We start from the raw sequence: 22,978 nt of genomic DNA, 5'->3' as shown, positions 1-22,978 counted from the left end.
CGCATCTCCGCAACCCCGCAAACCCACCGCCGACCTGCGGTGATACCTGCGGAGGTCACCACCACCGGTCTTCGTCCATCTCCGCAACTCCGCAACGGTTGCGGAGATGGACCCCCGATTGCGGAGATGGCCAGAGCCCCACCCAACCCATCTCCGCACACATCACCGCAGGTCACGCACCCAAGTGCGGACATGCGGAGATGCGGAGATGTTTCAGCCCTCTCTACACAGCAGCACGCCGTCACCGGCGCACAGACCACCAAGCACGCCGCCGGCGACGCCCCAACCGATCACACCCGGACTGATTGAGGTGAACGCCCCCAAATGGCCCAGAGGTCCAACACGTGGATCACGGTTCCCGAGATCCTCGACGAACTCGACATCACTCGGCGCACGTGGCAGCGCTGGCGCGCACTCGGCAAGACGCCGCCCTGCACCGTCCTGCCGAACCGCAAGCTTCGGATCCGCCGAGTGGACTTCGAGAACTGGCTCTCCAGCCTCGAAGAGAGGACCGCGTGAACAAGAGCTACGACGTCCGGTTCTGGAAGGTCACCGTAAAGAAGGGCAGGAAACGGCCGTACGTCCTGCGCTGGGTGGTGGGCGGGAAAGTCCAGTCGCGACCATTCACCACTCGGGAACTGGCCGACAGCTTCAAGTCGGAACTCATCCAGGCTGCCCGGCGAGGCGAGGCATTCGACGTCGAGACCGGTCTTCCCGAGTCCAAGGTTCGCGCCGCGCTCTCCGTGAGCTGGTACCAGCACGCTCGGGACTACGTTGACGACCGGTGGGACAAGGTATCCGCCAAACAGCGCATTTCGATCGCTGAAACGCTGACCGCCGTCACGGTCGCGCTTACAGCCAAGCACAGGGGAGCGCCCGACCCGGAAACGCTGCGCATGGCACTCCGCCGGTGGGAGTTCAACAAGGCTCGGCGTGACGCCGAGCGTCCCGCCGAGGTGGCGGCCGCTCTCACATGGGCGACAAAGACCGGTGTTCCGCTCGCCGACCTCGCCGAGTTCGAGGGCATCACGAGGGTTCTGGACGCGTGTGCCCGCAAGCTGGACGGAACGCCGGCCGCGCCTAGCTACTACACGCGGCGCCGCCGGGTTCTCTACAACGTGCTCAAGTACGCCGTTCAGCGGAAACGCCTCGCGGTCAACCCCATCGACGGTCTCGACTGGAAACCGACGCAGGATGACGAGGTGTGGGAGGAGGTAGACCCGGCCGTTGTCCCGTCGCCCCGCCAAATGGCGGAACTCCTCACGGCCGTTAGCTACGCCGGACCTCGGCGAGGTCCTCGAATGGTGGCGTTCTTCGCGTGCGTCTATTACGCGATGATGCGGCCCGGCGAGGTCGTCTCACTGCGGGATGTCGACTGCAACCTTCCCTCGACGGGATGGGGCCGCCTGATGCTCGCCGGTTCGCGTCCCTCGGTCGGCACCGAGTGGACGGATTCCGGCGAATACCACGATGACCGCGGACTCAAAGGCCGCAACCGCAAGGCCAAGCGGCCCGTCCCCATACCGCCGGAACTCGTCAGGATCCTGCGGGCGCACATCGACCGGTTCGGCGTCGCCCCCGACGGCCGTCTGTTCCGCACGGAGCGCGGGGGAGTGCTCCTCCCGTCCGGCTATGGGCGCACGTGGCACCGAGCGCGCACGGTCGCCCTCACGCCCGTCGAGGAGGCGTCCGACCTGGCTCGGCGCCCGTACGACCTACGGCACGCCGGGGTGTCCCTACGGCTCCAAGCCGGCGTCCCGCCTACGCAGGTCGCCGAGTGGGCCGGACACAGTGTCGAGGTGCTCTTGAAGATCTACGCCAAGGTCATAGCCGGTCAGGACCGCGTATGGGAGGGGCTCATAGACGACGCCCTCGGCGACTGACAGCCGGAACACAAATGGAACGCGCGCCGTGGCATACGGCGTCCCACGGTGGCATCTGATGTCACATGGCCCATGAACGACAGAAGCCGGTTTCCGCAGGTCAAGCGCGGGAACCGGCTGATCGTTGAGAGGTGCCCCCTGCAGGATTCGAACCTGCGCACACGGCTCCGGAGGCCGTTGCTCTATCCCCTGAGCTAAGGGGGCCCTGCGCCCGTGTGGGGGCGCGGTAGAAGGTTAGCAGGGTTGGCGGGGTGACGCGCACCTGGGATTTCGCCGTGCGTCCGGGGGTGGGAGTGGGCTAACTTCGAGCCGTGACCGAGCCACTGGGACGCGTGCTGGTCGTCGATGATGACGAGGTGATCCGCCAGCTCATCGCCGTGAACCTGCAACTGGAGGGGTTCGAGGTGGAGACCGCGGTGGACGGTCAGGACTGCCTGGAGAAGGTGGGCGAAGTACGGCCGGACGTCATCACGCTGGACGTGATGATGCCCAGGCTGGACGGGTGGGTCACCGCGGTGAAGCTGCGGGAGGATCCGGGGACCGCGCACATCCGGGTCGTGATGATCACGGCGCGGGCGCAGGAGCACGATGTGCGGCGCGGGCACGAGATCGGCGTCGACGCCTACGTGACCAAGCCGTTCGACCCGAATCAGCTGATCCAGACGGTGCGGAAACTTGCTGCCGTGTCCAAATAGTGGTCGGATAGTCTCACCAGGGTGACTCCAGGCGATGCCCTTCTGCGCGCGGTGCGGGACGCCGTGGCCGAGGGTGAGATCGATGTCGCCGTGCCGGAGAGCGTGGTGGTCTTCTCGCGCGGGCAGGGTGTTTTCGAGAGTCCGGTGGCCCTGCGGCTCGGGGTCGATCCCCAGGTGATCGCGCGGCGGGTCGGGGGTGTCGTCTCGGGGGGCGGGTTCGTCCGGGTCGTGCTCGGGGTGGACGAGGTCATCAAGGGGATTCTGCGTGATCCTCGTTACGGCGTTGCCCGGGTTCCGGCGAACATGTGGCGTGAGTGGCCTCGGACGTTCGAGAATCCCGGGTTCTCGGTGCGTTATGCCTATGCGCGGGCCTGTTGGGCGGAGCGGTGGGCGCGTGAGTTCGGGGTCCTGGAGGCGGGGGAGTTGGAGGCTGAGCTCGTGTGGGCGCTGGGGGACGTGCCGGGGCGGGCCGAACAGGCGGAGCGGGAACGGGATGCCAGGCCGCTGATGTTTTGTTTGGAGAGAGTGGCCGAGGCGTACCACGACGTGCATGAGCGCTGCCCGGCGGTCCCGAAGGGCGATGAGGAGCCCGTTCCGGGACGGGCGGGCCTGGCGCGGGCGGTCAGGGTCGTCCTCGGCAACGGGCTGAACACGATCGGTGAAACCCCTAGAGAGCGGATATGAGTCGAGTACACCCTGCTGGGCCGCGGCATGCCGATGTCCTGCCCGAGGAGAACCCCGTCGGGCCGGCGGACGATCTGAACGCGCTGGATCCCGCCGTGTGGCCGCGCAACGCCCGGCGTGAGGACGGCGTCCTGACGGTCGGCGGCGTCGACGTCCGGGATCTGGCCAAGGAGTACGGGACGCCTCTGTACGTCTATGACGAGGAGGACGTCCGGAGCCGCGCCAGGGAGTACGCGGCGGCGTTCCATGACGGGGACGTCCACTACGCGGGCAAGGCGTTCCTCTGTACTGCCGTCGCCAAGTGGCTCAAGGAAGAGGGCCTCGGGCTCGACGTGTGCAGCGGCGGTGAGCTTGCTGTTGCTCTGGCGGCAGGGTTCCCTACGGAGCGCATCACGCTGCACGGGAGCAACAAGGCGTCCTGGGAGATTGACAAGGCCCTTGAGGTCGGGGTCGGACGGATCGTGCTGGATTCGTTCGAGGAGATCGCCCGGGTGGCGTACCTCGCCCAGGAGAAGGGCGTCCGGGCCAAGGTGATGGTGCGCGTCACCACGGGGGTGGAGGCGCACACCCACGAGTTCATCGCGACCGCTCACGACGACCAGAAGTTCGGGTTCTCGCGGAGTTCCGGGGCCGCGCTGGAGGCGGTGCGCAGGGTTCTGGAGCTGAAGCAGCTGGAGCTGGTCGGGCTGCACTCCCACATCGGGTCGCAGATCTTCGACGTGGACGGGTTCGAGGTGGCCGCGCACCGGCTGGCGGAGCTGCTGGTGGCGATCCGGGACGAGCACGGCATCGAGCTTCCGGAGCTCGACCTCGGCGGCGGCTACGGCATCGCCTACGTGCCGGGCGAGGAGCCGCACGACCCCAAGTCCATCGCGGACGGGCTGCGGGACATCGTGGCCCACGAGTGCAGGGCGTACGACCTGGCGATGCCGCGGCTGACCGTGGAGCCGGGCCGGGCGATCATCGGTCCGGGCGGCGTCACGGTGTACGAGGTCGGCACGGTCAAGGACGTCGAGGGCCTGCGCACCTATGTCTCCGTGGACGGCGGCATGAGCGACAACCTGCGCACCGCGCTGTACGGCGCCGAGTACAGCGGCGTGCTCGCGAGCAGGACGTCCGACGCATCACCCATGCTCAGTAGGCTTGTCGGGAAGCACTGCGAAAGCGGCGACATTGTAGTGCGGGACCTGTGGTTCCCCGCAGATCTTGCGGCGGGGGACCTGGTGGCGGTGGCGGCGACCGGTGCGTACTGTCGGTCGATGGCCAGCAACTACAACTACGTCCCGAAGCCCGCCGTGGTGGCGGTGAGGGACGGCAGGTCGCGCGTGATCGTCCGCCGGGAGAGCGCGGAGGACCTGCTGCGGCTCGATGCGGAGGTCGAAGCGTGAAACCCGGACTGCGCGTGGCGCTGCTCGGATGCGGCGTGGTCGGCACGGAGGTCGTCCGGCTGCTGATCGAGCAGGCGGACGATCTGGCCGCGCGGGTCGGGGCGCCGCTGGAGCTGGCCGGGATCGCCGTCCGCAGGCCGGACCGGGTCCGCGCGGGCGTCCCCCGCGAGCTGCTGACGACGGACGCGCAGGCGCTGGTGACCCGGGACGACGTCGACATCGTCATCGAGGTCATCGGCGGCATCGAGCCGGCCCGGACGCTGATGCTGGAGGCGATGAAGTCCGGCAAGTCGGTCATCACGGCGAACAAGGCGCTGCTGGCCGAGGACGGCGCGACGCTGTTCGCGGCGGCCCGCGAGTACGGCGCCGACCTGTACTACGAGGCGTCCGTCGCGGGTGCGATCCCGCTGTTGCGGCCCCTCAGGGACTCGCTCGTCGGCGACCACGTGCACCGGGTGCTCGGCATCGTGAACGGCACCACGAACTACATCCTCGACCAGATGGACACGCACGGCGCCGGTTTCAACGACGCGCTGGAGGAGGCGCAGGCGCTCGGCTACGCGGAGGCCGATCCGACGGCCGATGTGGAGGGTTTCGACGCGGCGGCCAAGGCGGCGATCCTGGCGCAGCTCGCCTTCCACACGCCCGTCACGGCCGCGGACGTCCACCGTGAGGGCATCACCGAGGTGAGCGCCGCCGATGTGGCGGGCGCCAAGGGAATGGACTGCGTCGTCAAGCTCCTGGCCATCTGCGAGCGCATTCCTTCGGAGGACGGACGGAACGGCCGCGGCGTGTCCGTACGCGTGTATCCGGCGATGATTCCTAGGTCGCACCCACTGGCGAGCGTTCGCGAGGCCTACAACGCGGTCTTCGTAGAGGCCGAGTCTGCGGGCTCGCTCATGTTCTATGGCGCGGGTGCCGGGGGCGCTCCGACGGCGTCCGCCATCCTTGGTGACCTGGTCGCGGTCGCACGGAACGTGGCCGGCGGTACACCGGGCCCTGTCGAGGTCACGTACGCGAAGCTTCCCGTCCTTCCGATGGGCGAGACGGTCACGCGCTACTACATCCAGGTGGACGTCACCGACGAAGCCGGTGTTCTGGCCACGGTCGCCGAAGAGTTCGCCAGGCACGGTGTGTCGATCCAGGCCGTCCGGCAGGTCGGGCTGGGCGAGGAGGCTCAACTCGTCGTCGTGACGCACCGCGCCCCGGACGCCGCGCTGACCGCGACGGTGGAGGGCCTGCGCGGGCTGGAGATCGTCCGTGCGGTGGCGAGCGTGATGCGCGTCGAAGGCGACGTGTGAGCCGCACCCGGGGATCGGAACGGTACGGGCGATCCCGGTAGACTCCGGGCAACATCCCAGGTCATTCCAGGAGACCGACGTGAACCCGAACGCCCGCGCGTGGCGTGGCCTCATCGAGGAGTACCGCGACCGGCTTCCGGTGACGGACAAGACACCGGTCGTCACGCTGCTGGAGGGCGGCACCCCGCTGGTGCCCGCCCACCGGCTGTCCCAGCTGACCGGCTGCGAGGTGCACCTCAAGGTCGAAGGCGCCAACCCGACCGGTTCGTTCAAGGACCGCGGCATGACGATGGCGATCAGCAAGGCCGCCGAGGACGGCGCGAAGGCCGTCATCTGCGCCTCGACCGGCAACACCTCGGCGTCCGCCGCCGCCTACGCGGTGCGGGCCGGGATGACCTGCGCGGTCCTCGTCCCGGCCGGCAAGATCGCGATGGGCAAGCTGGCGCAGGCGCTGGTGCACGGCGCGCGGCTGCTGCAGGTCGACGGCAACTTCGACGACTGCCTCGAACTGGCGCAGAAGCTGTCGGTCGACTACCCGGTGGCGCTCGTCAACTCGGTCAACAAGTACCGGCTGCTGGGCCAGAAGACGGCGGCGTTCGAGATCGTGGACGCGCTCGGCGACGCCCCCGACGTCCACTGCCTGCCCGTCGGAAACGCCGGGAACATCTCCGCGTACTGGATGGGCTACAAGGAGTACGCCGCCGACAAGGAGGCGTCCAGGACCCCGCGCATGCTGGGCTTCCAGGCCAGCGGCGCGGCGCCGTTCGTCAAGGGCGAGCCCGTCCTGAAGCCGCAGACGATCGCGACCGCGATCCGCATCGGCAACCCCGCGTCCTGGGACCTGGCCGTCGCGGCGCGGGACGAGTCCGGCGGCGCGATCGACTCCGTCACCGACCGGCAGATCCTCGCCGCCTACCGCCTTCTCGCCCGCGAGGAGGGCGTCTTCGTGGAGCCCGCCTCCGCGGCGAGCGTCGCGGGCCTCCTGCAGGCGGCCGAGCAGGGCGTCGTCGCGCCCGGCTCCACGGTCGTCTGCACGGTCACGGGCAACGGCCTCAAGGACCCCGACTGGGCTATCTCCGGCGCCCCCGCGCCGACCACCATCAAGGTGGACGCGCACTCCGCCGCCTCCGAACTCGGCCTCACCTAAGCGTGGGCTGGACCGAAGGCCCGGTGCGGGTCCGGACCCCCGCGACCAGCGCCAACCTGGGCCCCGGCTTCGACTCGCTCGGCCTCGCGCTGAGCCTGTACGACGACGTCGAGGTCGAGGTGACCGGCGGCGGGGTGGCCATCGAGGTGGACGGCGAGGGCGCCGAGGTCGCCGACCGGGGCGAGCGGCACCTGATCGTGAAGGTGCTGCGCCGCGCCTTCGACGTCCTGGACGACCTGGCCGGATCCGGCCCTTCCCGGCCGCCGGGGCTCCGGCTGCGCTGCCGCAACCGGATCCCGCACAGCCGCGGGCTCGGCTCGTCGTCCGCCGCGATCGTCGCCGCGATCGTCGCGGCCCGCGCGCTGCACCCCGCCGGGAAGTTGCTCACCGACGAGGCCGCGCTGTGCCTCGCCACCGAGATCGAGGGGCATCCCGACAATGTCGCGCCGTGCCTCGCCGGCGGCCTCACCGTCGCCTGGACGACCCCGTCCGGCCCGCGCCTGGTCCGGCTGGAATCGCAGGTCGCGCAGGTCGCGGCGATCGTCCCCGAGCACCGGCTGGCGACCGAGCGGGCCCGCGGGCTGCTGCCCGCGAGCGTCCCGCACGCCGACGCCGCCGCCAACTCGGCGCGCGCCGCCCTGCTCGTCGCGGCGCTCACGGCGGGGCTGCCCGAGGACGTCCTGCTGGACGCGACGCAGGACCGGCTGCACCAGGACTACCGCGCGCCCGCCATGCCCGAGTCCGCGGCGCTCGTCAAGACGCTGCGGGACGCGGGGGTGCCGGCGGTGATTTCCGGGGCGGGCCCGACCGTGCTGGCCTTCACAAACGCATCACGAGTTGATTCAGTAGTGCCCGAAGTGGGTAAAGGGTGGCACATACACCCGTTGGACGTCGCGACCCGCGGCGCACGCGTCATGACCGGAGAACTCGAGGTCCGGGCCTGATCGCGGCACCGTGGGCGGGGCCGCGACGGCGCTCCGGCCGGTGCCGGCCCCGGCCCGATCCCGCTAGGTAAAATGCGAAGACATCGACCTCTGGGGAATAGCAGTGTGCCCTGGTGATGTTAGGCTGGATGCCGCACCAGATGCCCCGTTCGGGGCAGCGTGCTCGTCAGCCGCGCGTCGCCTGTTCGACCCTCCGGTCGTGTCGGTCCCGCGTACCAGGCTCCCCGACACCGTGACATCCCGTTGTCAGGCATTCCAGCGCAACAACTTCGGACGTGGCGGTACCGGGGACACGCACGAGCGGAACGTCCCGTCCACCATCTGGCTGTGCCCAGAACACGCAGATCCCGGTTCCATCGTGATCAGCGGAGCCCGTCCCGGCGCCCCCGCCGGGCCGCACCACCGGGTCGACTGGCCGAACGCCGGCCAACGCCCGCTCCCTGGGAAGGACCCTTAGTGAGCGAATCCAGCGAACTCCTTACGGACGCACCCAGCACGGGACCCGCCGACGCGGCCCCGGCCGGCACGGAGTCCGCCGCCCCCCGGCGCCGCCGGGCCGGTACCGGCCTCTCGGCCATGGTGCTGCCCGAGCTCAAGAAGCTCGCGTCCGACCTCGGCATCACCGGCGTGACCGGGATGCGCAAGAGCCAGCTCATCGCCGCCATCCAGGAGAAGCAGGGCGGCGGGCAGGAGCAGGGCTCGGCGGGGGGCGAGCAGGGAGCCGCTGCCCCGAAGGCCGAGCGCCCCCGGCGGACCCGCACCGCGGCCGCCAAGCGCGAGGTCTCCGACGACCAGGTCACCATCGCCGACAGCGCGCCCGCCGCCGAGCAGGCCCCGGCCAAGCAGGCCGAGAAGCCCGCCGACACCGAGGGCAAGGGCGCCGAGAAGGCGGAGCGGGCCGACAAGCCGGAGAAGGCCGAGCGGGCGGACCGGCAGGGCGGCCGCCAGCGCGGTGACAGGCAGGACCGGGGGGCCGGCGAGGGACGCGGCGAGCGGCACGGCCGCGACCAGGGCCGCGACCAGAACGGCGAGGACGGCGAGTCCCAGGGCGGCGGCCGCGACCACGGCCGCGACCAGCAGCGCGAGCAGGGCCGCGAGGGCGGCGGACGCCAGCGGCAGCGCGGCGGCCGCGACCGGGGCGACCGGGGTGACCGGAACGACCGGGGTGACCGGGGCGATCGGAACGACCAGGGTGGCGGCCGGCAGCGCGGCGGCCAGAACCAGGGCGGCGGCGGCCAGCACGGCGGCCAGCACGACGATGACGACGGCAGCGGCCGGGGCCGGCGCGGGCGCCGGTTCCGCGAGCGCAACCGCGGCCGCGGCGGCCGCGAGCGCTACGAGGAGCCGGTGATCACCGAGGACGACGTCCTCATCCCGGTCGCGGGCATCCTCGACATCCTCGACAACTACGCCTTCGTCCGGACGACCGGCTACCTGCCCGGCCCGAACGACGTGTACGTGTCGCTGGCGCAGGTCCGCAAGAACGGCCTCCGCAAGGGCGACGTCATCACCGGCGCCGTCCGGCAGGCCCGCGAGGGCGAGCGGCGCGAGAAGTTCAACGCGCTGGTCCGCCTCGACACGGTCAACGGGATGGAGCCGGAGCAGGCCAAGGGCCGCGTCGACTTCACCAAGCTGACCCCGCTGTACCCGCAGGAGCGGCTGCGGCTGGAGTCCGACCCCGGCATCCTGACCACCCGGATCATCGACCTGGTGTCGCCGATCGGCAAGGGCCAGCGCGGCCTGATCGTGTCGCCGCCGAAGGCCGGCAAGACGATGGTGCTCCAGGCGATCGCCAACGCGATCACCAAGAACAACCCGGAGTGCCACCTGATGGTCGTCCTGGTGGACGAGCGTCCGGAAGAGGTCACCGACATGCAGCGGACGGTGAAGGGCGAGGTCATCCACTCGACCTTCGACCGTCCCGCCGAGGACCACACCACGGTCGCCGAGTTGGCGATCGAGCGCGCCAAGCGGCTCGTCGAGCTGGGCCACGACGTCGTCGTGCTGCTCGACTCGATCACCCGCCTGGGCCGGGCCTACAACCTGGCGGCGCCGGCGTCCGGCCGCATCCTGTCCGGTGGTGTCGACTCGACCGCGCTGTACCCGCCGAAGCGGTTCTTCGGCGCGGCGCGCAACATCGAGAACGGCGGCTCGCTGACGATCCTCGCCACCGCGCTGGTGGAGACCGGGTCCCGCATGGACGAGGTCATCTTCGAGGAGTTCAAGGGCACCGGCAACATGGAGCTGAAGCTCAACCGGTCGCTCGCGGACAAGCGGATCTTCCCGGCGGTGGACGTCGACCAGTCGTCCACCCGCAAGGAGGAGATCCTGATGGCTCCGGAGGAGCTGCGGGTCGTCTGGCAGCTGCGCCGTGTGCTGCACGCGCTCGACACCCAGCAGGCGCTGGAACTCCTCATCGAGAAGATGAAGGAGACCAAGTCCAACGCCGAGTTCCTGCTCCAGGTGCAGAAGACCACGGTCTCCGACGACCGCTGACGCACCAACGCACGCAGACGCCCCCGCCCGGACCACCGGACGGGGGCGTTCCGCGTCCCACGCGTCCCGTGTCGCATGGTGGGGGCCGCGCCGTGATGTGGGGCCGAGTGCCGTGCTAGTGGGGCGGCGCTGCGGTGCTAGGGCCGGACGTGGTGATGGTGGGGTTAGCCCCACCTTTTATTCGGCGGTGCGCGTCATGGTTGGTCTGCCCTCTGGCCCGGCAATCTGGTGACCGTAGGTTGGAATGGGGCACGGAGGGCGATGTGGGTGAGCTGAGCAGAGATTCCGGCGGCGGCGCCGTGGGGTGGGCCGCGACGTGGTGGGCCGCGGCGACGCGCGGCGGCGGGGACGCGCCGTCCGTGCTGACCGGCTCGTGGGCGCCGCTCGCGATGGTGCGGTCGTCCGTCACCTGGCGTTCCGCGCTCTACCTGGCCGTCAGCCTGGCGTTCGGGATCGGCTGGCTCGTCGTGCTGACCGCCGGGCTGTCGGTGTCGGTCGCGCTGCTGATCATCTGGGTCGGGCTGCCGCTGCTGGCGCTGCTGATGATCGCATGGCGGGCCGGGGCGATGCTGGAGCGGCGGCTCGTCCGGGCGGCGTTCGGCGTCCGCGTCCCGGACCCGTACCGGCGGCTGCCCGCAGGGCGCAACCCGCTGACGAAGCTCAAGGGCATGGTGACCGACCCCGCCACCTGGAAGGACCTGGTCTACCTCGCCGTCCTGTTCCCGGTGACGCTGGTCGAGTTCGTCGTGTCGGCGGCGGTCTGGGGCGCGACGGTCACCACGCTGTTCCTGCCGGCGATCGTCGCGGGGAACGGCGGCGCCGAGATCAACTTCGGGGTCGTCTCGTACTGGGCGGGCAACCCGCTGGAGGCCGTCCCGGTGATGGCGCTGGGGGCGGTGTTCCTCGTCATCGCGGTGTACGCGACGCGGGCGATGGCGATCGGCCACACCGTGTGGGCCGCGCTGCTGCTCGGCCCGAGCCCGGCGCAGGCCGAGAACGTGGAGCTGCGCAAGCGCACCGAGCACCTGCGGGCCAGCCGCGCCCGCGGCGTGGACGCCGCCGAGTTCGAGCGGCGCCGCATCGAGCGCGACCTGCACGACGGCGCGCAGCAGCGGCTGCTGGCCGTGGCGATGGACATCGGACGGGCCCGCGCCAAGCTCGACGACGACCCGGAGGGCGCGCGGGCGCTGATCGAGCAGGCGCACTCCGGCACCAAGGAGGCCATCTCCGAGCTGCGCGACCTGGCCCGCGGGATCTACCCGGCGATCCTCACCGACCGCGGCCTGGACCCGGCGCTGTCCGGCCTCGCCGGCCGCGCCCCGGTGCCCGTCGAGGTGGACGTCGACCTGCCGGAGCGCCCGCCGGCGGCGGTGGAGAGCATCGCCTACTTCATCGTGGCCGAGTCGCTGGCGAACGTCGCGAAGTACGCCCGCGCGACGCAGGTGTCGGTCCGGGTGGCGCGCGAGGACCGCTGGGTCGTCGTCGAGGTGATCGACAACGGGGTGGGCGGCGCCGTCGCCCGGCCCGAGGGCGGCCTGTCCGGCCTCGCCGACCGGGCCGCGACGATCGACGGCATGCTCATCGTGGACAGCCCGCCCGGCGGCCCCACCATCGTCCGCGCGGACCTGCCCTGCACTTGGTGATCGATGCTCCCGGCGCGCAACATAATGGGTGGATGCGGGTTGTGATCGCCGAGGACTCGGTGCTGCTGCGGGAAGGGCTCGTCCGGCTGCTCGGCGACGCCGGGATCGAGACGGTGGCGACCGTGGGGGACGGGCCGGGGCTGCTCGGCATCGTCGAGGAGCACGCCCCCGACCTCGCCATCGTGGACGTCCGGATGCCGCCGTCCTTCACCGACGAGGGACTCCGCGCCGCACTCGCGGTGAGGGAGCGGCGGCCGGGCACGCCGATCCTCGTCCTGTCGCAGTACGTGGAGGAGCGGTACGCGACCGACCTGATCGGCGGCGGCGCCGAGGGCGTCGGCTACCTGCTGAAGGAGCGGGTGTCGGACGTCGCCGAGTTCATCGACGCGGTCCGCCGCATCGCGGCCGGCGGGACGGTCATCGACCCGGAGGTGATCGGCCAGCTGCTCGGCCGGCGCCGCACCGGCGACCCGCTGGAGTCGCTGACGCCGCGCGAGCGCGAGGTGCTCGGCCTGATGGCGCAGGGACGCTCGAACGGCGCGATCGCCGCGGACCTCGTCGTCACCGAGGGCGCCGTGGAGAAGCACATCTCCAACATCTTCCTGAAGCTGGACCTGCAGCCCGCGCAGGGCGGGCACCGCCGCGTCATGGCCGTGCTGGCGTACCTGGGACGTGCGGGCGGCTGACGGCCGGGCCGGCCGAGACCGGCGCCGTCCAAGATCGGGAATGACCGGTGACCTCGCCACGTTCAGGTATCTGGCACACTTGAGGTGCAACCGCTGCGGTACCGGTTCACGTCCCCATTTCTCCCGTGGCCCTGCCATGGGCGCAGGACGCCCGGCGACCGCCTGAGGCGAGGAGAACCCATGAAGCCCGACATTCACCCGAACTACGTCGTCACGACCGTGACGTGCACGTGCGGCAACACCTTCGAGACCCGCAGCACCGCCGAGAACGGCGTGATCCACGCGGACGTCTGCTCGAACTGCCACCCGTTCTACACGGGCAAGCAGAAGATCCTCGACACCGGTGGCCGGGTGGCGCGCTTCGAGCAGCGCTTCGGCAAGAAGAAGGCCGGCAAGTAGGGCGAGCGCCGCACATAGAGCAGGAACGGCCCGGGGACACTCGAGGTCCCCGGGCCTTTCGAAGTCGGCGAACCGGAGGCCGTCTCCGGGCCGGGACGGGTCAGGACCAACGTGAATCTCGACGAACTGATCAGCGAATACGCGGGCATCGAGGAACGGCTCGCCGACCCGTCCGTCCATGCCGACCAGGCCCTGGCGCGCAAGCTCGGCAAGCGGTACGCGGAGCTGCGGCCCATCGTCGAGACGCAGCGCGAGCTGGCGTCCACCGAGGACGACCTGGCCACCGCCCGCGAACTGGCCGGTGAGGACGCGGCGTTCGCCGCCGAGGCCGACGAGCTCGAAACACGCCGCGAGGACCTTGAGAAGCGGCTGCGCCGCCTGCTCGTCCCGCGCGACCCGAGCGACTCCAAGGACGTCATCCTCCAGGTGAAGGCCGGTGAGGGCGGCGAGGAGTCCGCGCTGTTCGCCGGCGACCTGCTGCGCATGTACCTGCGGTACGCCGAGCGCATCGGCTGGAAGACCGAGATCATCGACTCGCACCCGTCCGACCTCGGCGGCTACAAGGACGTCACGGTCGCCGTGAAGGCCAAGGGCAGCGCCGAGGAAGGCGTCTGGACGCGGCTGAAGTACGAGGGCGGCGTGCACCGCGTGCAGCGGGTGCCCGCGACCGAGTCGCAGGGCCGCATCCACACCAGCGCGGTCGGCGTCCTCGTGACGCCCGAGGCCGAGGACGTCGACGTCCAGATCGACCCGAACGACCTGCGCATCGACGTGTACCGCTCGTCCGGGCCGGGCGGGCAGAGCGTCAACACGACCGACTCCGCGGTCCGCATCACGCACCAGCCGACCGGCGTCGTCGTCTCCTGCCAGAACGAGAAGAGCCAGCTGCAGAACAAGGAGCAGGCGCTGCGCATCCTGCGGTCCCGGCTGCTGGCGATGGCGCAGGAGGAGGCCGACGCGGCCGCCGCGGCCGAGCGCAAGAGCCAGGTCCGCACCGTGGACCGCTCCGAGCGCGTCCGCACCTACAACTATCCGGAGAACCGGATCTCCGACCACCGCGTCGGCTACAAGGCCTACAACCTCGACCAGGTGCTGGACGGCGACCTCCACAACGTCACGCAGGCGCTCGTCGACGCCGACATGGAACGCCGCCTGGTCGAAGCCCAGACATCATGAAACTGCTGCTCGACGAGATCGCCAGGGCCACCGCCCGCCTCGCCGACGCGGGCGCCGCCTCGCCCCGCGCCGACGCCGAGGAGCTCGCGGCGGCCGTGCACCAGGTGCGGCGCGGGGAGCTGCACGGCGTCCCCGACAGCGCGTTCGACGCCCGCTTCTGGGAGTTCGTCGCGCGCCGCGAGGCGGGGGAGCCGCTCCAGCACATCACCGGCCGCGCGTACTTCCGCTACCTGGAACTGAAGGTCGGCCCCGGCGTGTTCGTCCCGCGCCCGGAGACCGAGGTGATGGCCGGCTGGGCGCTGGAGACGCTGCGCGACATGGACGTCCGCGACCCCCTGGTCGTCGACCTCGGCACCGGCTCCGCCGCGATCGCGCTCTCCATCGCACTCGAAGCGCCCCGCGCCCGCGTGCACGCCGTCGAGAAGGACCCGACGGCCTTCGTCCACGCCACCCGCAACATAGAGGAGCTCGACGAGCGGGGCCGCGTTCGCCTGCACCTGGACGACTTCGCCGCCGCCCTCCCCGAGCTGAACGGCACCGTCGACCTGGTCGTCAGCAACCCGCCGTACATCCCGATGAGCGAGTGGGAGTACGTCCCGCCGGACGTCCGCGACCACGACCCGGCCGACGCGCTGTGGGGCGGCGGCGAGGACGGCCTGGACGCGATCCGCGTCGTCGAGCGCACCGCCCGCCGTCTGCTGCGTCCCGGCGGCTACGTGGCCGTCGAGCACAGCGACCTGCAGGGCAACGGCGTCTACTGGATCTTCGCGGAGGAGAACGGCTGGCGCGACGTCCGCAACCGCCGTGACCTGACCAACCGCGACCGCTTCGTGACCGCCCGCCTGGTGCGCGACTAGCCCCGCTATTCTGGTCGGTGCCGTTTCGAAGAGCGCCGCGTAGATGGGAAGCCGGGCGACCGTGAGCCGACGTTATGACTGCGCTGAGCCGATGGAGCGTACCCGCGGGATCGCCGAGGCCGTGTCGGCCGTGCGGCGCGGCGAGCTGATCGTCCTGCCGACCGACACCGTGTACGGGGTCGGCGCGGACGCGTTCGTGGGCCCCGCCGTGACCGCGCTGCTGGAGGCGAAGGGACGCGGCCGGGACATGCCCCCGCCCGTCCTGGTCGGTTCCGTACGGGCCGCCACGGCCCTGGTGGACGACCTCGGCACCTACGGCCAGGACCTCATCGACGAGTTCTGGCCGGGCGCGCTGACCCTCGTCTGCCGCGCGAACCCGAACCTGATGTGGGACCTCGGCGAGACCAAGGGGACCGTCGCCATCCGCATGCCGATGCACGAGCTGGCGGTGGAGGTCCTCAAGGAGACCGGCCCGCTGGCCGTGAGCAGCGCGAACCTGAGCGGGCAGCCCGCCGCGCGGAACGCCGGCGAGGCCGAGAAGATGCTCGGCGACTCGATCTCGGTCTACCTGGACGGCGGAGTGTCGGGACACGCCGACCCGTCCACGATTCTGGACCTGACGGGCCCCGTCCCGCGCGTCCTGCGCGCCGGCGCCATCCCCCTCGACAAGATCCGCGCCGTAGTGGGCGTCCTCCTTACCGACGAGGACGAACCGGACGAGTCCACAGAAGCCGCCTCAGCCCCGGAATCACCCAAGCCCTCCCTCACCAAGGAAGAGCCCGCAGAACCCCAGCAAACGCCAGCTGAGCCCCCTGCGGACCCCGCCAAGCCGTCCTTCACCAAGGACGAGGCCTCGGCTGCGGACTCCGCCAAGCCTTCCCTTGCCAAGGGGGAGACCTCGGAAGTGCGGGAAGCGTCTGTTGGGGCGCCTGCGGACGGCGGCGCGGAGCCGTCCCTCGCCGCGGACGACTCTCCGCAGACGCATGAAGAGTTTGCCGAGCACCTTGCGGATCCCGCTGAGTCCCGCGTCAAGGATGATCCGGGGACGCACGGAGAGGTCGCCGAGGCGCCTGCGGACGGCGCTGTGAAGTCGTCGCCCGCCAAGGACGAGCGGGAGAGTTGAGCCCGGGAAGCGCGAAGGCCCCGCCGGGCCGGGCGGGGCCTGTGTCGACAGGCGACTCCGTGGCTCAGAAGAGCTTCTTGCCCTTGCCGTAGTAGTACTTGCCGGTCTTCTTGTTGCGGCCGCACTCCTGCACCCACAGGTGGCTGCTGTAGCTGGAGCTCACGCTGATCTTGACGGTGGCCTTGCCGTCGTAGTTGTACTTCGTGCCGCCGGACGTCGTGCCGACGATCTTGAAGCGGGACCAGTACTGCTTGCTGCCCTCGGTGAACAGGAAGCGGACGCAGGCGGTCCAGCCGTTCTTCTTGGTGTCGCGGAGGTAGCCCTTCACGTAGGTCTTGCCGCCGCTGCGGGTGTAGGTGCCCCACGCGTCGATGCCGCTGTAGGAGTTGTAGGGCTTCCAACTCTTGGCGGCTGCCGCGTTGGCGGGGGTGCCCACGGCGGCCATGCCGGCCATCAGGGTGCCGGCGGTCAGGGCTACTGCAGCGAATCGCCGCATAGGTCCCTCCAGGCTCGTGTTTCGGGGGGTTAGCAGCGGATAACTTAGCAGCGTCCGCATGGTCACCTTTATCGCGGGCTTACCGGCTGACCAGGGACGGACGATGTCCGCGGCGCGGCGAACCGATCGGGCCGCAGGCGCGTCCAATCGTCCGGGAAGCGTTCGTCGCGGCCGTCGCGGCGTTACGCCGACACGATCATGGCAACAAGTGGAACCATGCCTGACGTGCGTGGCCGTGTCCGGGGGCCCGCGATCTTCGCGGGCCTCCTGCTGCTGACCCTCGTGCTCGTGCTGCCCGCCCCCGCCGCCGCGGAGCCCGCGCCCGGCGTGTCCGGGGCCGTCCCGACGCCCGGCCCGGCCGTCGGCGGGAGCATCGCGACCTACGACGTCGTGCTCACCCTCGGCGCCGACGGCGTCCTGTACGTCCGGGAGACGATCACCTACGACTTCGACCAGAGCGGCGAGCACGGGATCGTCCGGCGGGTGCCGTTCCGCATCGGGAACCGGGTCTACGACGTGCGGAACGTGCGCACCAGTTCGTCCACCGGCGCGCCGTCCCGGGCCCGGATGACGCGGTTCCTGCACGACGTGCGGATCAGCGTCGGCGACCGGCACCGCGAGGTCCGCGGACGGCAGGCGTACGTGCTCGAGTACGAGGTGGGACGGGCCTTCACCCCGCGCGCGGGCCACGACGAGCTGGTGTGGGACGCGATCGGGACGGCCTGGAACGTCCCGATCGGGAACGCGGCGGTGCGGGTGGAGGCGCCGGTCCCGCTGCGGCACGTGAGCTGCCGCGCGGGCGCCCCGGGCGCGACGACCCGGTGCCTGCGCGACCGCGACGGCCCCTATGCCGTGGACTTCCTGCAGACCCTGCTCGCCCCGCACGGTCCCGCCGCGCTGGACGGGCGACTGGCCCGCCACCGCACCGAGCGCCAGGGCGAGCACCGCGGTGCCGGGCTGCTCGCGGCCGGCGTGCTGCTGATCGTCGCCGACGCCGGGGACGAGATCGCGGCCCGCGGGGCGTGGGCGTTCTCGCTGGGCGACCGGTGCCTGGCCGGGCTCGCGCTGGTGATCGTCGGTGCGGGGATCATGTGCGCGCATCGCGTCCGGGCGGTGTGATCGGCAGCGGACGGCGTCCGGGTGGGTCTACAGTTGGTCGGTCGTGAACACATTGCACCGTTCGGTCGTCTAACGAAGACGAGCCCGGTGTATTGGGTGCGACTGACCGGGTAACACGGCAGCGGCGATCGGCGGAAGCCGGTGAGGGGAGGCGCGGGGAGTGCGGGAGTACCTGCTCACCATCCTTGTCGCCGCCCTCGTCGCCTACCTGCTGACCCCCTCGGTGCGCCGGTTCGCCGTCTGGTTCGGGGCGCAGGCCGTCCCGCGCGAGCGCGACGTGCACGTCATCCCGACGCCCCGGCTGGGCGGTCTCGCGATGTTCGGCGGGATGGTGGCGGCGCTGGTGGTCGCGACCGGGCTGCCGGAGATGCGCAAGGTCCTGGACGACGGCGACATCAGCGTCGCGAAGGCGCTGCTGCTGTCGGGCGGGCTGATCGTGCTGATCGGCATCGCCGACGACCGGTGGGAGGTGGACGCGCTCACCAAGTTCGCCGGGCAGGTCGCGGCCGCCGGGATCTTCATCATGCAGGGCATCCAGATCTACGTGATCCCGCTGCCGACGGGCGAGTCGCTGTCGCTGCCGCCCGCCTACGGGGTGCCGCTGACGGTCCTGGTCGTGGTCGCCACGATCAACGCGGTGAACTTCATCGACGGCCTGGACGGCCTGGCCGCGGGCGTCGTCGGCATCGCCGCGCTGGCGCTGTTCTCCTACGCCTACCTGCTGTCGCGGACGAACGGGCTGACCACGCTGACCGGCGCGACGCTCGTCGCCGCCGTCCTGTTCGGGATGTGCGCGGGCTTCCTGCCGCACAACTTCAGCCCCGCCAAGATCTTCATGGGCGACACCGGCTCGATGCTGATCGGGCTGCTGCTCAGCGCGTCCACGATCATGCTGACCGGGCAGTTCGACCCGGCCATCCTGGCCAACGGGCTGTTCCCGTTCTTCGTCCCGGTGCTGCTGATCCCGGCGGTGGCGGCGGTCCCCTTCATGGACATGCTGCTGGCGGTGCTGCGCCGCACCAGCCAGGGCCGGTCGCCCTTCTCCCCGGACAAGCAGCACCTGCACCACCGGCTGCTGCAGCTCGGCCACTCCACCCGCCGGGCCGTGCTGATCATGTACTTCTGGGTCGGGCTGCTGGCCTCCGGCCTGGTCGGGCTGGCACTGTTCGACGCCGCGTGGATCACCCTCGGGATCACGCTGCTGGTCGCGACGGCCGGCGTGCTGCTGATGCTGCGCGTCCCCGGCCGCCGGCGGCGCCGGGCCGCCGCCGGTCCGGGCACCGGCGACCAGCCCGCCCAGCGCCCCCCGATGCGCGTCTGACCTCCCGCGGACGCCGCCGCGCGGGTCGGCGGGATACGGCATAACCATCCCCTGAGCTGGGCTAAAGTCCAGGTGCGAGCGTGACCGGAGGGAGCCTCCCGGGCCCTGGATCCGCATTACCTCTAGGGTAATTGTGGACATACCGGACGCTTGTGATACCTTTCACGAACAACAGACGACCACTGAACGTGACCAGCCGGAGCCCTCATGCACACCTCCGACGCCCGGATGCTCCGCGGCGCCGCGATCCCGACGTCCGTCGCCGGGGTGGGCGCCGTTCTGCTCGGCCTGCTGACCGCCGGCGCCAAGGGCGCCCTGGCGGCGGCACTCGCCTCCGTCGTGGTGATCGCCTTCTTCTCGATCAGCGCGCTGGTGGTCTCCTGGGCCGCCAGGTACTCCGCGCAGACGATGATGCTCGCCGCGCTGGCGAGCTACGCGGTCAAGATCCTCGCGGTGATGGTGCTGGTCACGGCGATGGACGGCGTCTCCATCTGGAACACCACGGTCTTCGGCTGGACGGTCATCGGCCTCGCGCTGCTCTGGATCGCCGCCGAGTTCCGCATCGCACTGCAGCAGAGGCCCTACATTGACGAACCCGAGAACGTCCTGGACCGGAGTCCCTGATGCAGGCCCCGCGGACGGTGCCTGCCCCAACGGACTACTCCAATATGACCACCGCATGGGTGGCCTGCTATCGTCCGGAGCGCGATGAGCGAGCAGAAACGCCGGCCGGAGGACGGCCAGCGAGAATTCGCCGACGTCGCCTGGTCCGTGCCCAGCTACCTTCTCTCCGGGATGATCATCTGGGGCGGTATCGGGTGGCTGCTGTCCACGTGGACGCACCAGACCTGGCTGATCCCCATCGGCCTGGTCATCGGTGCCGGGCTCGCCATCTACCTGGTCTACCTGAAGTACGGCAGCCACTCCTCCTGAGCGGCCCCGCCGAGGAAGCCGCCGAGGAAGCCTTCGTGAAACATCACCACATTGATGAAGGGAACGCCGCGTGAACGCGCTGACGGTCCTCGCCTCCGGGGGAGATGAGTTCCAAGCCCCGGGCCCGGAGCTGTTCGACTTCCCGCCCCTGTTCGCCGGCGGCCCCGAGTGGCTCACCAAGCCCGTCGTCTTCGCGGTCTTCGGCGCCCTGGTGACATGCGTCCTGTTCTGGATGGCCTTCGCCAAGCCCAAGCTCGTGCCGCGCGGCATGCAGAACATCGGCGAGGTCGGCTACATGTTCGTGCGGGACGAGATCGCCCGCCCGTTCCTCGGCAAGAACACCGACCGGTGGATGCCGATGCTGATGTCGCTGTTCTTCCTGATCTGGATCTGGAACATCTTCGCGGTCATCCCGATCATCCAGTTCCCGATCGCGTCGCACATCGCGTTCCCGGCCGTCCTGGCGATCTTCGTCTACGTCGTCAAGGTGTACCTGGGCATCAAGCACCAGGGCCCGGTGAAGTACTTCACCAACCTGATCCCCGCGAACCTGCCGCTGCCGGTCTACTTCCTGCTGGTGCCGATCGAGTACCTCTCGACGTTCATCCTGGCGCCGTTCACCCACGCGGTCCGGCTCTTCGCCAACATGTTCGCCGGGCACACGATCCTGGCGTTCTTCAGCCTCGTCGGCTTCTGGTTCCTGTTCGAGAAGCCCACCGCGCTCGGGTTCGGCGTCGGCATCGTCGGCGTGGTCGTCACGATCATCATGACCGCGTTCGAGCTGCTGATCCAGTTCCTGCAGGCGTTCCTGTTCGCGATGCTCGCCGCGATGTACATCCAGAGCGGCCTCGAAGCGGACCACTAAGCCCCCCCCGGGGCGGCGGCGCCCCGGCGCCGGGCCCCTACCGAACAACCTCGTTAGCCCAGACCGGCGGAGCCTCCGCCGGCCGACAGAAAAGGAAAGTTCAATGGGAGTCCTCGCCGAGGTCAGCGGTAACGTCACCTCCATCGGGTACGGCCTTGCGGCCATCGGCCCGGGCATCGGCATCGGCATCATCTTCGGCCAGGGCGTGAACGCCATCGCCCGCCAGCCCGAGCTGACCGGCGTGATCCGCACGAACATGATGCTGGGTTTCGTCCTCACCGAGGCGCTGGCCCTGATCGGCCTCGTCGCGCCGTTCATCTTCCAGGGCATCAAGTAGCCGTCCGAACCTGAGGAAGGGCTGCAGACATGATCACAGCAGCTTCCGTCCTAGCGGCGGAGGAGGCCAACAACCCTCTGATCCCGCACCCGTTCGAGCTGGTCGTCGGCATCTTCTCGTTCGTCGTCGTCATGGTCGTCCTGGGCCGCATCCTCGTCCCGCGCCTGCAGAAGACGCTGGAGGAGCGGACCGAGGCGATCGAGGGCGGTCTCGAGCGGGCCGAGCAGGCGCAGAAGGAGGCCCAGCAGGTCCTCGACCAGTACAAGGCGCAGCAGAAGGCGGGCGCCGTCGAGGCGTCCAACGAGCGGCGCAAGGCCGAGGAGCAGGGCGCGCAGATCATCGCCGAGGCCAAGGAGAAGGCCCAGGCGGAGGCTCGCAAGATCGTCGAGGACGCCAAGAAGCAGATCGAGGCCGAGCGGCAGCAGGCGCTGCAGTCGCTGCGCGCCGAGATCGGCGCCATGTCGGTCGACCTCGCCGGTCGCGTCGTGGGCGAGTCCCTGGAGGACAGCGCGCGGCAGAGCCGGGTCGTCGACCGGTTCCTCGATGAGCTGGAGAGCCGCGCTCGCACGCAGGAGCAGATCACATCATGACCATCACGGGAGCGGTGAGCAGGGCGTCGCTGGCCGAGGCCAAGGACCGGCTGGAGGCCGTCATTCCCTCCGCCGACCTGGCCGCGCTCGGCGGCGACCTGTTCGCGGTGCTGCACCTGATCGACCGCGAGCACGGCCTGCGGCGGGCGGTCTCCGACCCGTCCCGGGACGGTGCCGACAAGGCGCAGCTCGTCCAGATCCTGCTGGAGGGCAAGGTGTCGCCGGCCGCTCTCGGGCTGGTCGCCGACGTCGTCCGGCTGCGCTGGTCGAAGCCGTCGGAGCTGGCGGACGCGGTGGAGGCCCTCGCGGTCACCGCCGAGGCCGCCCGCGCCGAGGCGGACCGGAACATCGACGACCTGGAGGACGAGCTGTTCCGGTTCTCCCGGGTCGTCGAGGGTGAGGTCGCCCTGCGCGGCGCCCTCGCCGCTCCGGGGCTGCCGGACGAGCGCAAGCTCGGCCTGGTCAACGCGCTGCTGGACGGCAAGGTCACGCCGGCGACGCTGACGCTGGTCACCGAGCTGGTGCTGCGCCCGCGAGGACGTAGCCTGGAGGGTGGGCTCGCCGAGTTCGGCAAGCTCGTCGCCCAGCGCCGGGAGCGGCTGACCGCGCTCGTGCGGACGCCGACCGAGCTGTCGGCGCAGCAGCGGACGCGGCTCGCCGCGGTGCTCGCCGCCGCCTACGGCCACGAAGTACACCTGAACATCGAGATCGACCCGGACACGATCGGCGGACTGTCGGTCGAGATCGGGGACGAGATCATCGACGGCACGATCGCCGGACGGCTGGACGACGTCCGCCGGCGGCTCGGCGCCGGCTGAGACCGGCGGCGCCGAGCCCCAGCCGGTTGAGCCGGCCCCACTGCGGGTGCCGGTTGAGCTGACCTTTAAGGGAGCAA

The 22,978-nt window shown here is 70.5% G+C and carries 23 protein-coding genes, 1 tRNA gene and 1 pseudogene; 23 read left to right on the top strand and 2 right to left on the bottom strand.

The features are described 5' to 3' along the window. The first annotated feature begins 324 nt into the window (after positions 1-324). Positions 325-519 carry an AlpA family transcriptional regulator gene (locus tag HUX53_RS39185; protein ID WP_176408317.1) on the top strand — a complete coding sequence of 65 codons (195 nt, stop codon included), beginning with the start codon at positions 325-327 and terminating at the stop codon, positions 517-519. Continuing rightward, positions 516-1,883 carry a site-specific integrase gene (locus tag HUX53_RS39180; protein WP_176408316.1) on the top strand — a complete coding sequence of 456 codons (1,368 nt, stop codon included), beginning with the start codon at positions 516-518 and terminating at the stop codon, positions 1,881-1,883. The genes HUX53_RS39185 and HUX53_RS39180 overlap by 4 nt, the downstream gene beginning before the upstream one ends. Positions 1,884-2,015: 132 nt before the next feature. Here HUX53_RS39180 and HUX53_RS39175 read toward each other — a convergent pair. Continuing rightward, positions 2,016-2,087 (bottom strand) — tRNA-Arg (locus HUX53_RS39175). Positions 2,088-2,215: 128 nt separating this feature from the next. Here HUX53_RS39175 and HUX53_RS39170 point away from each other — a divergent pair. The 13 genes and pseudogenes from HUX53_RS39170 to HUX53_RS42150 form a co-directional block, all read left to right on the top strand. Beyond that, positions 2,216-2,578 (top strand): response regulator transcription factor, encoded by a 363-nt coding sequence (locus HUX53_RS39170; RefSeq protein ID WP_176408340.1) that lies wholly within the window; start codon positions 2,216-2,218, stop codon positions 2,576-2,578. Positions 2,579-2,599: 21 nt separating this feature from the next. Continuing rightward, a complete protein-coding gene (locus HUX53_RS42860; protein WP_176408315.1) occupies positions 2,600-3,262 on the top strand; it encodes a DALR anticodon-binding domain-containing protein in 663 nt (220 codons plus the stop codon). Then, on the top strand, positions 3,259-4,650 hold the full coding sequence (gene lysA / locus HUX53_RS39160; protein ID WP_176408314.1) for a diaminopimelate decarboxylase: 1,392 nt from the start codon (positions 3,259-3,261) through the stop codon (positions 4,648-4,650). Before HUX53_RS42860 ends, lysA begins: the two co-directional genes overlap by 4 nt. Continuing rightward, complete coding sequence (locus tag HUX53_RS39155) at positions 4,647-5,951, top strand: homoserine dehydrogenase (RefSeq protein WP_176408313.1); 1,305 nt, start codon at positions 4,647-4,649, stop codon at positions 5,949-5,951. The genes lysA and HUX53_RS39155 overlap by 4 nt, the downstream gene beginning before the upstream one ends. A gap of 79 nt (positions 5,952-6,030) precedes the next feature. Further along, the gene (gene thrC, locus HUX53_RS39150) at positions 6,031-7,098 is read left to right on the top strand and encodes a threonine synthase (RefSeq protein ID WP_176408312.1); all 1,068 of its coding nucleotides are present in this window, start codon (positions 6,031-6,033) and stop codon (positions 7,096-7,098) included. Positions 7,099-7,121: 23 nt separating this feature from the next. Next, positions 7,122-8,042, top strand: a complete 921-nt coding sequence (thrB, locus tag HUX53_RS39145) for a homoserine kinase (RefSeq protein ID WP_309237642.1) — start codon at positions 7,122-7,124, stop codon at positions 8,040-8,042. Positions 8,043-8,498: 456 nt separating this feature from the next. Continuing rightward, on the top strand, positions 8,499-10,538 hold the full coding sequence (gene rho, locus HUX53_RS39140) for a transcription termination factor Rho (RefSeq protein WP_176408310.1): 2,040 nt from the start codon (positions 8,499-8,501) through the stop codon (positions 10,536-10,538). A 263-nt stretch (positions 10,539-10,801) separates the two neighbouring features. Next, positions 10,802-12,181 carry a sensor histidine kinase gene (locus HUX53_RS39135; protein WP_309237641.1) on the top strand — a complete coding sequence of 460 codons (1,380 nt, stop codon included), beginning with the start codon at positions 10,802-10,804 and terminating at the stop codon, positions 12,179-12,181. A 32-nt stretch (positions 12,182-12,213) separates the two neighbouring features. Further along, positions 12,214-12,867, top strand: a complete 654-nt coding sequence (locus tag HUX53_RS39130) for a response regulator transcription factor (RefSeq protein WP_176408309.1) — start codon at positions 12,214-12,216, stop codon at positions 12,865-12,867. A 180-nt stretch (positions 12,868-13,047) separates the two neighbouring features. Then, entirely contained in the window at positions 13,048-13,266 is a 219-nt protein-coding gene (gene rpmE / locus HUX53_RS39125; RefSeq protein WP_021598595.1) for a 50S ribosomal protein L31, read from the top strand. Positions 13,267-13,377: 111 nt separating this feature from the next. After that, entirely contained in the window at positions 13,378-14,442 is a 1,065-nt protein-coding gene (gene prfA, locus HUX53_RS39120) for a peptide chain release factor 1 (protein WP_176408308.1), read from the top strand. Next, on the top strand, positions 14,439-15,299 hold the full coding sequence (prmC, locus tag HUX53_RS39115; RefSeq protein ID WP_176408307.1) for a peptide chain release factor N(5)-glutamine methyltransferase: 861 nt from the start codon (positions 14,439-14,441) through the stop codon (positions 15,297-15,299). The genes prfA and prmC overlap by 4 nt, the downstream gene beginning before the upstream one ends. A gap of 61 nt (positions 15,300-15,360) precedes the next feature. Next, positions 15,361-16,002, top strand: a pseudogene (locus HUX53_RS42150) (L-threonylcarbamoyladenylate synthase); the annotation flags it as partial. 484 nt (positions 16,003-16,486) lie between these two features. Here HUX53_RS42150 and HUX53_RS39105 read toward each other — a convergent pair. Beyond that, positions 16,487-16,918: a hypothetical protein gene (locus HUX53_RS39105; RefSeq protein WP_176408305.1), complete on the bottom strand. Its 432-nt coding sequence runs from the start codon at positions 16,916-16,918 to the stop codon at positions 16,487-16,489. A gap of 216 nt (positions 16,919-17,134) precedes the next feature. Between HUX53_RS39105 and HUX53_RS39100 the strand changes: the two genes are divergently transcribed. The 8 genes from HUX53_RS39100 to HUX53_RS39065 all read left to right on the top strand — a co-directional run bounded on the left by HUX53_RS39100 (position 17,135) and on the right by HUX53_RS39065 (position 22,901). After that, positions 17,135-18,037 (top strand): DUF2207 domain-containing protein, encoded by a 903-nt coding sequence (locus tag HUX53_RS39100; protein ID WP_176408304.1) that lies wholly within the window; start codon positions 17,135-17,137, stop codon positions 18,035-18,037. Positions 18,038-18,197: 160 nt separating this feature from the next. Further along, positions 18,198-19,358, top strand: coding sequence for an MraY family glycosyltransferase (locus tag HUX53_RS39095; RefSeq protein WP_176408303.1), 1,161 nt, complete (start codon positions 18,198-18,200; stop codon positions 19,356-19,358). 207 nt (positions 19,359-19,565) lie between these two features. Further along, positions 19,566-19,982 carry a hypothetical protein gene (locus HUX53_RS39090; RefSeq protein ID WP_176408302.1) on the top strand — a complete coding sequence of 139 codons (417 nt, stop codon included), beginning with the start codon at positions 19,566-19,568 and terminating at the stop codon, positions 19,980-19,982. Between the two features lie 84 nt (positions 19,983-20,066). Beyond that, the gene (locus HUX53_RS39085; RefSeq protein ID WP_176408301.1) at positions 20,067-20,291 is read left to right on the top strand and encodes a hypothetical protein; all 225 of its coding nucleotides are present in this window, start codon (positions 20,067-20,069) and stop codon (positions 20,289-20,291) included. A 70-nt stretch (positions 20,292-20,361) separates the two neighbouring features. Next, positions 20,362-21,156, top strand: coding sequence for a F0F1 ATP synthase subunit A (gene atpB, locus HUX53_RS39080; protein ID WP_176408300.1), 795 nt, complete (start codon positions 20,362-20,364; stop codon positions 21,154-21,156). A 103-nt stretch (positions 21,157-21,259) separates the two neighbouring features. Further along, positions 21,260-21,493, top strand: coding sequence for an ATP synthase F0 subunit C (gene atpE / locus HUX53_RS39075; protein WP_176408299.1), 234 nt, complete (start codon positions 21,260-21,262; stop codon positions 21,491-21,493). A 29-nt stretch (positions 21,494-21,522) separates the two neighbouring features. After that, positions 21,523-22,083, top strand: coding sequence for a F0F1 ATP synthase subunit B (locus tag HUX53_RS39070; RefSeq protein ID WP_176408298.1), 561 nt, complete (start codon positions 21,523-21,525; stop codon positions 22,081-22,083). Continuing rightward, entirely contained in the window at positions 22,080-22,901 is an 822-nt protein-coding gene (locus HUX53_RS39065; RefSeq protein WP_176408297.1) for a F0F1 ATP synthase subunit delta, read from the top strand. Before HUX53_RS39070 ends, HUX53_RS39065 begins: the two co-directional genes overlap by 4 nt. The last annotated feature ends 77 nt before the right edge of the window (positions 22,902-22,978 follow it).

Origin of the sequence: Actinomadura sp. BRA 177 (genome assembly GCF_013372625.1) — a bacterium.
GTDB lineage: Bacteria > Actinomycetota > Actinomycetes > Streptosporangiales > Streptosporangiaceae > Spirillospora.
The sequence above is the reverse complement of the archived record's forward strand: the minus strand, read 5'-3'. Positions and strand labels throughout refer to the sequence as shown.